The organism is Escherichia sp. R1 (assembly GCF_003000935.1).
GTDB classification, from domain to species: domain Bacteria; phylum Pseudomonadota; class Gammaproteobacteria; order Enterobacterales; family Enterobacteriaceae; genus Escherichia; species Escherichia coli.
Genome location: NZ_PSRU01000039.1, coordinates 1 through 11,455 on the forward strand (window position 1 = coordinate 1; position 11,455 = coordinate 11,455).

Annotated in this window: 12 protein-coding genes and 3 pseudogenes; 2 read left to right on the top strand and 13 right to left on the bottom strand. The window is 54.8% G+C overall.

What is annotated here, in order from left to right; all coding sequences use genetic code 11:
* Positions 1–302, top strand: a 302-nt coding sequence (locus tag C4F37_RS28065; RefSeq protein WP_223364203.1) for a transposase, incomplete at its 5' end; no start/stop codon positions are given.
* Positions 284–508, top strand: coding sequence for a hypothetical protein (locus C4F37_RS28310; protein ID WP_306174585.1), 225 nt, complete (start codon positions 284–286; stop codon positions 506–508). The genes C4F37_RS28065 and C4F37_RS28310, both read left to right, overlap by 19 nt.
* Here C4F37_RS28310 and C4F37_RS25895 read toward each other — a convergent pair.
* The 13 genes and pseudogenes from C4F37_RS25895 to C4F37_RS25960 all read right to left on the bottom strand — a co-directional run.
* Positions 452–1,085, bottom strand: a pseudogene (locus tag C4F37_RS25895) (histidine-type phosphatase); the annotation flags it as partial. The gene C4F37_RS28310 and the pseudogene C4F37_RS25895 overlap by 57 nt on opposite strands.
* Before the next feature lie 121 nt (positions 1,086–1,206).
* Complete coding sequence (locus C4F37_RS25900; protein ID WP_000874189.1) at positions 1,207–1,692, bottom strand: hypothetical protein; 486 nt, start codon at positions 1,690–1,692, stop codon at positions 1,207–1,209.
* Between the two features lie 24 nt (positions 1,693–1,716).
* The gene (locus tag C4F37_RS25905; protein WP_001267176.1) at positions 1,717–2,202 is read right to left on the bottom strand and encodes a TlpA family protein disulfide reductase; all 486 of its coding nucleotides are present in this window, start codon (positions 2,200–2,202) and stop codon (positions 1,717–1,719) included.
* A complete protein-coding gene (locus C4F37_RS25910) occupies positions 2,189–2,884 on the bottom strand; it encodes an ABC transporter ATP-binding protein (RefSeq protein WP_000117262.1) in 696 nt (231 codons plus the stop codon). The genes C4F37_RS25905 and C4F37_RS25910 overlap by 14 nt, the downstream gene beginning before the upstream one ends.
* 4 nt (positions 2,885–2,888) lie before the next feature.
* Positions 2,889–4,019 carry an ABC transporter permease gene (locus tag C4F37_RS25915; protein ID WP_000729218.1) on the bottom strand — a complete coding sequence of 377 codons (1,131 nt, stop codon included), beginning with the start codon at positions 4,017–4,019 and terminating at the stop codon, positions 2,889–2,891.
* The gene (locus C4F37_RS25920; RefSeq protein ID WP_000964653.1) at positions 4,009–5,292 is read right to left on the bottom strand and encodes an ABC transporter permease; all 1,284 of its coding nucleotides are present in this window, start codon (positions 5,290–5,292) and stop codon (positions 4,009–4,011) included. Before C4F37_RS25920 ends, C4F37_RS25915 begins: the two co-directional genes overlap by 11 nt.
* Positions 5,293–5,294: 2 nt before the next feature.
* Positions 5,295–6,674, bottom strand: a complete 1,380-nt coding sequence (locus C4F37_RS25925) for a Fe-S-containing protein (protein WP_000119836.1) — start codon at positions 6,672–6,674, stop codon at positions 5,295–5,297.
* 103 nt (positions 6,675–6,777) lie between these two features.
* A complete protein-coding gene (locus tag C4F37_RS25930) occupies positions 6,778–7,305 on the bottom strand; it encodes an iron transporter (protein WP_000178050.1) in 528 nt (175 codons plus the stop codon).
* Positions 7,306–7,345: 40 nt separating this feature from the next.
* Positions 7,346–9,232: an FTR1 family iron permease gene (locus C4F37_RS25935; protein WP_000118029.1), complete on the bottom strand. Its 1,887-nt coding sequence runs from the start codon at positions 9,230–9,232 to the stop codon at positions 7,346–7,348.
* Positions 9,233–9,578: 346 nt separating this feature from the next.
* Positions 9,579–10,394, bottom strand: coding sequence for a Na(+)-translocating NADH-quinone reductase subunit C (locus C4F37_RS25945; RefSeq protein WP_012372823.1), 816 nt, complete (start codon positions 10,392–10,394; stop codon positions 9,579–9,581).
* 182 nt (positions 10,395–10,576) lie between these two features.
* Positions 10,577–11,083, bottom strand: a complete 507-nt coding sequence (locus tag C4F37_RS25950) for a protein disulfide oxidoreductase (protein WP_000949452.1) — start codon at positions 11,081–11,083, stop codon at positions 10,577–10,579.
* Positions 11,073–11,243 (bottom strand): annotated as a pseudogene (locus tag C4F37_RS25955) (DsbA family protein); the annotation flags it as partial. The gene C4F37_RS25950 and the pseudogene C4F37_RS25955, both read right to left, overlap by 11 nt.
* Positions 11,244–11,380: 137 nt before the next feature.
* Positions 11,381–11,455: pseudogene (locus C4F37_RS25960) on the bottom strand (IS6 family transposase); the annotation flags it as partial.

Sequence of the window (11,455 nt, forward strand, 5' to 3'; positions counted from 1 at the left end):
AGCTGCAAATCCTCAGGGATGAATTACTCTCAGGCCACTACCAGCCCTTGCCCGCCAGACGGGTTTACATCCCTAAAAGCAACGGCAAACTGCGACCACTGGGTATCCCCGCGTTGCGGGATCGTATAAGCATCCGTGCCAAGGTGGAGCACCCGTTTCGCATCATCAAGCGGCAGTTCGGCTTCGTGAAAGCCAGATACAAGGGGCTGCTGAAAAACGATAACCAACTGGCGATGTTATTCACCCTGGCCAACCTGTTTCGGGTGGACCAAATGATACGTCAGTGGGAGAGATCTCAGTAAAAACCGGAAATAACACCAGAAATGGTGGAAAAAATAGCCTAAATAGGCTGATTCGATGTGTTTGCGGGACAAAAATCGGCCCAGATCCGCGAAATTTTAATCAACGAGTCAGCTTGGGAAGACATGACCTGCTTATTCGCACCTTCCCTAAAGGCGTCTTTGGCTTCGGTCAGCGAACACTGCTGTTTTTCTTTGCAGGACGGTGAATCTTTGTAGTCCGTCATCTGCGCCAGCAGCTGATAGCTGTCGTCAAGCTGCATCTGGCTGCGCTCTTTTTCCATCGCCTGCACCGCTTTCTGGCTAAACGCCGCAGAGTCATCGGTGATCACCGGATTAAACGTTGGGTCCATCGTGCCCATTTTTTTCCTGATGATGTACCGGAATGTCGCACCCAGGGAAAGCGCCGGTGATAAAGAATTGTGCCGTCGCAACGGTGCGTTGCAGACTGTTGGCATAGGTATATACCGTGTCCGGCGTCGGGCATTCGCCTGACGTGACCATCCCCAGCTCCGCCAGCCATTCTCGCATGTAGTGGCCCATATAAATTTCCAGCACACCGCCTTTCGTGGTGAGCTGCCCGCCGGGCACATCCCACTCCGGCCACTGATTCGGCGTGGACTGCTCCAGCACGCTGCCATTATTGGCCAACGGCGCGCGCAAGTTGTGTCGGCTCATCATCAACACTTGTTGCAGTTGATAACCTTCCGGCGTTGTCTGCGCTTGCGCGGCGGACGACAATAAAACAGCCCCTGCCACAGCGGCGGCGAGTATCAATTTTTTCATCCCTACAACCTCTTGTTGTTATCAATCCTCATAGAGTGTGACAGAAATATGACATTTTTCCGGGAACGGTTTCGCAAAACGGGAGATTCCAGAAGATAACCGGCAGGTCAGCGTGTTCCGGTTACTCCGAGATAAAAACCTCATACTTAATATTGCGGGCGCAATAAAAAGTGCCGTCCGTCAGATACAGTTCACGAAATCGCGTGTTATCAGAGATGTTGTCCAGCAGGGAACGTTCCGTATCGACAAATTCTTTTTGCACGCGGTAATGAACGGCGTTCTCCGTTTCAAAAGAGACATATTCCGTGGTGGCGTAGGGCTTATTTTTTGATTTCACGTACACGATATATTGCACGGTACTGGCCGTCAGCCCCGTTTTCGCCGCGATCTCTTTGAGACTCAACGTCTCAGAGGCATAAAGCGCCTGAACCTGCGCTATGCGTCGGTGATTATACGCCGTCACCCGAAGGCTCAGTTTCAGCCGATAGGCCATATTCCGCACGGCGGTAATATTAGTGTGAAGCAGTTGCGCTATCTGCTCTGTCGTGAGGATGCCCGCGTTTTCCCGCAGAATCGCAAGGCTTTCGTCGTTCCAGATAAATGCCATTGGGTATCTCTCCGTACGCGTCGTTCATCGCGCCGCCAGGCGCGCAAACGTGGCCTCTAACTCAGACGGCTTACGCATACCCTGGTGTAGCTCCAGAACGCGTCCTTCGGAGTCAATCAGTACGGAGGTCGGCGTGCCGATCACCTGATAACGTTCCTGGGTAATGTTGAGCTGATCGCGCACCACCGGATAGGTTATCTGATGTTTTGCCAGCAGATCGTTGATCCTGACCGTTTCAGGGTCGGTATTGACCGCCACAACCACCACTTTATCGCCCCATTTTTTGCTCAGCGCTTCCAGCGTGTCCATTTCCGCTAGGCACCCCCCGCATCCCGCAGACCAAAAATTCAGGTACACCGCCTTTCCTTGCCAGCGTTCAAGGCCTGACTCCTGGCCTTGCAGATCAAACGCCGCCAGCGCCGGGGCCGGTGCCCCGACCGCCAGCTTTTCTTCTTTACACCCGCTTATCAGGATCGCCGCCGCGAGTAACAGCACATTATGCCAGCGCATGTTGATTGGCCTCCTCACCCAGATATTTACCGTGTTGCAGCCGCAGAATACGGTCGGCAAACTGCCCAAGCGCAGGGTTGTGCGTCACCATCACAATCGTGCGCCCCTGACGATGCAGATCGGTGAGCAGATCCAGCACCCGCTGCTCATTCTCTTCATCCAGGTTGCCCGTCGGTTCATCCGCGAAAATAACCGGCGGTTCGTTGACCAGCGCCCGGGCGATACACACACGCTGCTGCTCACCACCGGAAAGCTGGCTCGGCAGGTGCGTCACACGATGCCCAAGCCCTACCTGTTCCAGCACCTTCCTCGCCGCCGCTTCATCCACCACGCTGTGGTAATGCTGGGCGAGCATGATGTTTTCCAGCGCAGTTAAGAACGGGATCAAATGGAACTGCTGAAATACCAGGCCGATTTTCTCGGCGCGAAAGCGACGGCGCCCCTCTTCATCCAGCGCGGCGGCATCGGTGCCATCAAGAAACACCTGCCCTTCCGTCGCCGTATCAAGGCACGTCAGAATATTCATCAGCGTGGTTTTACCAGAACCAGAAGCGCCCATAATGGCGACAAATTCACCCTGCGCAATGCGCAGATTAATGTCATCCAGGGCGGTAACGTCACCGAACCGTTTGTATAAGTGGCGGGTTTCGATCGCCACCTGAGGGATATGCGTAACGGACATGGCGCTACTCTCCTTTCAGCACTTTAGCAGGCTCGACGCTTACCGCGCGTCGCACCGGAACAATCGCCGCCAGAATGGCGACCAGTAAAGACAACACCAGAGTAATGGGCAACACCGGCAGACGCAGTGAAATGGCGGCATTAAACACCGTTAATCCCAACAGTTGCGCCAGCAAATATCCCAGCACCCAGCCGCACGCCACCGCCGCCAGCGCGATGATGCTGGTTTCCAGCAGAATTTGCCGCACGATATCGCCGTTGCTGGAACCAAGCGCTTTTTGCAGCGCAAACTCGCGCGCCCGCTCGCCGACAATCGCCATCAGCGTGGTATTCACGCACAGCGAAGAGAGCGCCAGAATCACGATCGAGACCAGTCCCATCAGACCTTTAATTTTATCCAGCACCTGCCCTTCGGAAGCAGAGACCTTACGCACCGGACGAATCTCCAGGTCAGGATACTGCGCCTGCAACCGGCTGGCATAGTTCTCCACCTGGCCGACATCGTTACTGACGCTCAGCAAGCCGTGGCTGATTTTGCCCGGCTGATGCAGCCAGGCCTGCGCCACGTCGAGGCTGACGATCAGCATGTTGTCCGTCGCATCGCCAGACTCCACAATGCCTTTAATCTGCAAATTCTTACGCTGATTGTGATCCACCAGCGTGATGCTGTCGCCCGGCTGCACGTTGAGGCGTTCCGCCAGTTTGACGCCGATCATCGCATTACGGTCGTCAAAACTAACGCCAATCCAGCTACCGGTGACCTGCCAGTACGGCACCAGTTTTTGCAGCGACTCGAACCACACGCCAACCATCACCACTTTTTCCAGCTCGGTACGCGCCATGCCGTACAACCACGGACTGGCGCCATGCACCAGCCCCTGCGGCGCCTGATCGAGAATGCTCTGCAACTCCTGCTGCGGCATACTGGAACCGTGCCCCGGCCCGATGTAAAAATTCGCGCCGAAGGTGCGCAGTTCTTCGCTCATTTTGGTGTTAATGTCGAACCAGACGGCAAAAAGCGCCGTCACGATGGTCGCCCCCACCATCAGCGCGGCAAACACCACGCTGACCCGCTGAAAACGCAGACGCAGCGCCCGCCACACCAGCAGCCAGAGCATGGTACGTTTAGCGGCCATACAGCACCTCCACAGGATACAGCCGGGCAATCCGCCGGGCCGGGAACCAGGTGCCGATCAACGCAATCAGTACCGCAATCACCAGTACGCACGGCACCACAATCCAGGCAAAATTAAGCGGCGCGTCGAAGAGCATGACGCCAATCGCTTTCGCCAGCCCCCACCCGGCAATACATCCCAGCGCACCGCCAGCCAGCCCGCTGGACGCCGCTTCCAGGTAGAACAGCAGCATAATTTGCCACTGTCGCGCACCCAGCGCTTTCATCAAACCGATCTCTTTGGCGCGTTCCATAATGGTGCTGGTCATCAGCGAGGCGATCCCCATTGCGGAAGCCACCAGCGCCGCGACGGTAACGACCGCCATCAGCAACTGAATTTTATCGATCACCACCCCTTCGGACGCCGCGACCTGCCATACCGGGCGCACTTCCGCACCGGAAATCGCCTCTTCCAGCTGATGCGCGATCGACGACACATAGGCCGTGCAATACCAGAGGTCGTACTCTTCGGCATTGAGCGCGTCCAGGTTTTCCCGCGCGCGGCGGGACAGTTCGTTTTCCGGCACCGTCAGCGCCGAGACGCGAATCGCCTGCACTTTTCCGGGGAGCCCCAGCAGGTGCTGTACCGTGCTTAGCGGCATCACCAGTTGGTTATCTTCATCGCCGCCGCTGGAGAGGATACCGCTGACGGTGACCTGCACTGCTTCGCCTTCGGTACGTAATGTCAGCTTATCACCGGGTTTCCAGCCCATTTGCCGCGCCAGCGCGTGCCCGACTAAGGTCTGCGGCTCTGCGCCTGCGGGTTCCTGCGGCCAGTCGCCGGTCACCTGCCAGTATGGGCTGACCGTTTTCTGCCCCGTCTCATATCCCTCTTCATCAGGAATATCCACTGGCTGACTGAAGAAAGTGCCCAGAATCCGCACTGGTTCTCCCTCCACGCTGGCTTCGCCGCCGAGCATCGGCGCAAACCCGACAATGTTGTTTCGCCAGAAGATATCTTTGATGTTCGGCAGCTCGGCTTCATCAAGAAAATCCTGACCGGAAAGCGGATTACTGCTCTCACTAAACAGCGCGGGCAGCGCAGCCTGTCCGGCGGGTTCAATCAAAATGTTCGCACCATAAGACTTCAGCTCTCTGGACATTTTGTCGCCGATATCAATGGACACCGCCAGCAGCGCCGAGATCAGGCTGGAGGCCAGAAAAACGGTGATTATCGCCAGCACTTTGCGGCGTAAATTGCGCCCCCAGGATTGTCGTAACATCCGCCACAGCATGATTATTCCTCCCTCATGTCGGCAGGAACAAACTGCTCCGGCGTTTCACGGAAGCGTTCATAGTTAGCCTCTGACGAGAAGAACCAGGTCTTGCCGCCATAGCTGTATTTGTAATCGGCTGAGGTATTGGTCAACGTTGAACCATCGACCGGATCGGTCACTTTAATAGTCATGACCGTCGAGAAGTAGTTCACCCCTGTCGCCAGTTCTTTACCGGGGATCACCAGCTCTTTTTCATCATTGTGCCAGTTTTCAATCGGCACCGGGTTACAGCCACCGGCCTTGCCGATAGACGGAATAAAAATATGCACTCCGCAGGCGACGCAGATAACCTGATTGCCCTCCATGACATAACCCTGATCGCCGCACAGCAGGCAGGCGTCGAACACCACGCCAAAACGCAGCTTGTCGGGATAGCGGTTAATCACGAAGAAGCGCACCGCTTTGCCATCGTCCGCCACCCAGACGAAACGATGCAGTTTACCGTCACGAAGCTGTTCAACCGGCAGGCGCACCATGCCATCGCTCCCCAGCGTTACGGGCACGGCTTCAGAGAGTTGCGGCGGCTGCGAGGCCACTTTATCCCACCACAGTTGGCCTGCGATAACGACCACCGCGCAGCCGATTGTGACCAACCACAGCCGCAAAGCGTTGCGACGCTGCGCCAGCGCCAGACGGTGAGCAATCGGTTCTTCGGTTTCCCGCGTCTGTCGAAAAGCCCGCAACAGCGCCGGAAGCCAGCACAGCGCCAGGGCCAGCAGCAGCGCGGCTCCCGCCCAGTTATACAGCGCCGTGTTATTTGTGACTTTCGCCACGAAGCTCAGCAGTGATTTTCCCAGCGGAACAACCTGTAATTTCATCAGCAACAACAGCAGGTTGCCGCTCAGCGGCAGCCAGATCATCACCAGCAGAATCAGCGTTAACGGCCAGTACAGGCCGCGAATACGCCGCAGCAGCATCGCGCAGAGTACGCCCGCCAGACAGAGGATCGCAAAAGCGAGAACGACGGCCGTCAGGTTTAACAGCAGGTCAGTATTCAGCACATGCGTACTGGTCAGCCCGCCCAGATTAGGGTCCAGCGCCCAATGGCGGGCAGCGCCGAAAATCAGAATCCCCTGCCACAGATAGCGGATACGCGTTGAAGCCCACCAGAAACTGAGGACAAACAGCAGCGATACCATGACCTCCGCCCCAACCAGCAGCAGTTGTACCGGTTGGCTGCCGTGAATAAACAGTCCCGCCAGCACGCCGGCAATCAGCCCGGTCAGCAGCGTCCAGGTCAGCGGACGTAAAGAGGGAGGATCGTTTCGACTCCAGAGAACACCGGAAAGAAGCGCAATGCAGAAAAAGACCTGTAGCGTCGTGACGAAAAAGTAACTCATAACTTCGACTCTGTACGGCGGGTTGAATTAAGCGACGGGCATATGATCGGTCTGACCAACGCGCCAGAAGGGGGAATCCTCCTGGCGCGTTGGTTAGTCGGTTTTAGTTCAGACCGACATATTTAAACTCGTAGCTCACATCAAACGGTTTCCACCAGCGGCCTACGCCTGTTTCGCTGTCAGTATGGCGATGCATCCCGGCTTTTGACGGCGGTTCAATGTGGTAGGTCACTTTATAGTTGCCCACGCCCATCATTTTGATGTTCGCGCCATAGTGCGGGCCATCGCTGGCAACCATCGGCATGAAGGTGCCTTCCTGTTTTTCGCCCGTGTCGTTGTTGACCAGGGTGTAGCTGATGGTCAGGTACGGGATCCATTCCCCTGCGCCAAAGCCGTTTTTATTGCCTTCTACAGCGTGGATATCCGCTTCAAGGTGAACATCGGCTTTTGCTGCCGGTAAGCCCATGCCGCGCGGTTCCATATCAATCGGTTGCAGGTAAACGGCCGCCAGCTCCATTTCATTCATGGTGACAGGCTCGCCTGCCGGGTACTCTTTAAAAGCAAACGCGGCTGGCGCAATGAAAATGCTGGCCATCACTGCGCTGGCAATCAGGGTTTTCTTCATGGTCATCAAACGTATCCTCTCGTCTAAAACAACGGCTATACAACGATTATGGGTTATTTTTTATCGTCTCCCCGGGAACCGCGCTTTTGCGCCGCATCACCCACAGCGCCACCAGCGCCGCGAGCAGCAATACGACCTGCGGTAACAACGTTTCCACGTAGGGATAAATCCCCAGCCAGCTGATTTCAGGGAAGCCGTTAATCAACGTAGGCTGGAACAGTTTGCCTTCCACCAGTTCCAGAACGCCTTTGCCCGCAAAGACGAAGGCCATCAGATACATGAAACTGCCGGTAAACATAAAGAAGGGTTTCAGCGGCAGGCGCACCACTGAGTAACGCATCACCAGCCAGGCGAGCAGCAGCACCACGCAGCCAATCACAAAACCGGCGCCAATCGCCATATGGCCGGATACCGTGTTTGCATCGCCAATCAGAGCGTAATAGAACAGCACCGTTTCCGCCCCTTCGCGGTACACCGCCAGGAAGCTGGTCAGCCATAGTCCGACCAGGGAGCCTCGCGACAGGGAATGAGACAGTTTGCCTTCCAGCCAGGCTTTCCAGTGGCGCGCTTCCACTTTGGACAGCAGCCAGTAACTCATAAAGAACAGCATCACGACGGCAATCAGCATCGTTATGCCTTCCAGCAGTTCACGGCTGGCGCCGGAGTTAGTAAACAGCATCTGGAAGATAGCGGCGGTGATGACGCTGGCGATCAGCGCCACAATTACCGACTGACGAATAAGCGGCAGCTTATCCTGATGGTTGTTTTTCACCATGTAGGCCACGATTGCCGCAACAATCAGCAGCGCTTCCAGCCCCTCGCGCACGATGATCATCAGACTATAGAGCAGCAGACTCCACTGGGTTTCTTCGCCTTCGCCCAGCATCGTCACGGCTTTTTGCAGATCCTGCGTCAGCGCGCTGGCCTCTGCATTCAGGCGCTCAACCGGCTGACCGGCCTTCATCAGACTGACCAGGCGGGTAAAATACGCCTCCAGCGTGGTTTTAAATGCCGAATCGCGAGAGCCGATTTTGTTTTCCATGCCGCTGGCTTCGAAGCGGTCGAAGTAGGTATCCTGGATATCCAGAATCGCATTCTTCGCATCGCCGCCCTGATAGCGCGCTATCGCGTCCTGAATGCTCTGGTTAATTCCCGTCGTCACCTCAGCCCAGTCGGTGCGGTTATTTCCCTCGTCCGCCGCCGGAATGTTGTCTGCGCTTTGCGCTGCGGCAACCTGCTGATCGTCACGGGTGGTTGGCAAGCCGGGTAAGATATCCTCGATATCCTGTAGCAGCGTAGTGACCTGATAGGAGACATCGTTGAGATGGTCAGGTTGCGCGGTCAGCGCAATCAGGGATGAGAATTGTTGGTTAATGGAGGCGGCATCTTTTGCAGAACGGTTTTGTCTGAGGGACATCTCCATCTCAGAGTTTTTAAAGCCCTGATAGTGCGCCTGTTGAACGTGCTGACTGGCAACGCTGTAATTCCCGGCCTGATATTCAGTGACCGCCTGCGCCAGCAGATCGTCGATCGTCCTGAAACTCTCCTGCCAGTGAACGGCAATGTCGTCCCTGGACAGCGCGTTGTGCTGCTCTTCGGCCACCAGACGATGTCCGCCATCCAGCACCGGTTCCACTTCGCGCAGTGCGGCTTTCAGCCAGTCAATGCGCGCCTGGACGTCAGCGAGCGGTTTTTTCTCGCCAATCATTCGACGGATCTCGCCGAATGCGCTCTCCATCTCGTAACTTTTGCGCGCGGAAATGTTGATGCGGATCGGCCCTTCCAGGTTCTCGAACACCTCAAAATAGGCCATTTGTACCGTGCGGCGCGCCTCGTCGGCATGCTGTTGCTGATAAAGTTCCGCTGTTTTATCAAGACGTTGCTCGATATCTTCAATCAAAGGCGCATAATTCGTCGACGCCCAGACACTCATGCTTATAAACAAGCCAAAGAGAGTAACCAACAAAGAGTTACGGAAGTTACGCACGTGCACACCGCCAAAGAATACAAATGATAATTATTATCATATCTTTTTGTCGCGTTATACATGACCTGGATCATAAAAATGTCAGCAGACGACAAGTTATGTAAACTTATTTCATCAAATCGTGATGAACACACACATTATGCGTTGATAAAAGGGACGTTATCTCCCTGTTTTTCTCATGGAATTAACGGCAAGGCAGGCGCGGTAACAGAGGAATAAATCCCCCTGCCGACAGTGATATTATTCATTATCGGCAGGCAGAAATAAAACGCGTTATTGCGTACAGCAATATTCAAAGATTAAGGTTATTTCGATCGCTGGCAAGACGCTGTAAGAATTGACCATATCCCTGCGGCCCCATCCAGTAGTTAATACTTTTCTCAACGCCGGTTGATGTCAACGTCGCACCGGAAATACCGTCAACGGTATATTCATCGGCATGTTCAGGTTTATCCTGTACTATTTTCAATGCAGGATGTCCGCTGTTATCTAATAATCGTTTCCCTGGCCACTGTTTGCGCCAGTTGGCGTCTTCCACCCTAGCCCCCAGAAACGGCGTTTCCCGTTGCTGATAATAATACAGATTTCTCACCGTACGACCGTCCAGCCCCAGAGCAAGAAACGCATGCATCATGGATTTCGCACCCTTACCGGTAACTGGAATGATAACCTGCTGAATTTCATTATTTTTATCTTTCACAAAGAACACATCCGCCACCGTACAGCGCTGACGAACCTGCGCTGGGTCGCGTTCAGGGGCAAGTTTTTCACACTTCTGCCGCGCGGTGTCCGCGCTGCTGCCAGCCACCAGTTCGCCGGAATCTAAATTAACATGGCGTTGAATAATATAACGATGATAGAGCGTTTCGACTGATTTTTTATCCTGGGTCTCTGATTTCATCAGGCCCGCAGCGTGTAAAATTGCCGCCTGTTTTTCCTCCTCTGTCGGCTCCGTCATTTCTCCCTGGAACAGCATAAACCATGCCGCCGCCGCAACAAAAATAAGGACACAAAGCACCATCATTGATGCAACAATAATTTTACCCTTGCGCATTGAATTGTTATCCCTGTCAAAATGGAAATCGAAAAAATCGCCTGAACGTATCACAGACTTTCATTCAATTAAAACAGATATGCCATTATCAATTCAGGTTTGCAACGTCAGGCAGCGGTAAAAAATAATAACTGGCGTCGGTAAAAAAGCAGCAAAAATAACAGAAAACACGCTCTCCGCTCGTTTTACACATCCTTACAATGGGTTAAAAAATGCCGGGTTTCCCCGGCACGCTATCAAAACATGGCTGCCCGCCACAGACGTAACTTCATGCCCCAGTAGCTGGTCCAGCCGCTGGTCGTAGTTACCACCTGCCCCTTCGACACCACCACCAGCGTTGGCGTGACGCTGATTTCCCAGTTTCGTGATATCTCACCGCCGCTATCATTCACGACGGGGAACGTCACCCTTTTACGCGATAACCAGCGGGAAACCTCCCCGTCATTACCGGAACGCAGCGCGATGGTCATGACGCTCTCCCCTTCCGACTGCAAACGGGCGACATCCGGCGTGGTGAAACGGCAGATACCGCACCAGCTCGCCCAGAAGTAGAGCAGCACCGGGCGTTCTTCACTGATCGACGCCAGCGTTACGGTTTCCCCGTCCAGCGTATGCAGCGGCGTGCTGTCAAACATGGCCGGCATCTGCGGAGAACGCCAGACATCCAGCAGGATTATCACGCCAGCCAGCACAACCAGTAAGATCGCGCCTTCACGCAGCCAGCGGCGCAGTTTACTGAGCATGGGCCACCGCCAGTTTTTCTTTCACCACCGCCTCAAGGGTCTCCCACGATACCGCGCCGGGGATCATCTCGTCGCCAATGATGGTTGCCGGCGTCCCCTGAACGCCAACCAGCCGGGCGAGTTGCAGATTGGTGCTCAACGTCTCCATGCTTTTCTCATCGGGGTCAGTTTGGATATAGAGAATTATTGTACTATAAGGGCTTCCCCGGCATGTCAATGCCGGTGTTTACGGTTTCTGTCTGCACGGCACTGTTGCAAAGTTAGCGATGAGGCAGCCTTTTGTCTTATTCAAAGGCCTTACATTTCAAAAACTCTGCTTACCAGGCGCATTTCGCCCAGGGGATCACCATAATAAAATGCTGAGGCCTGGCC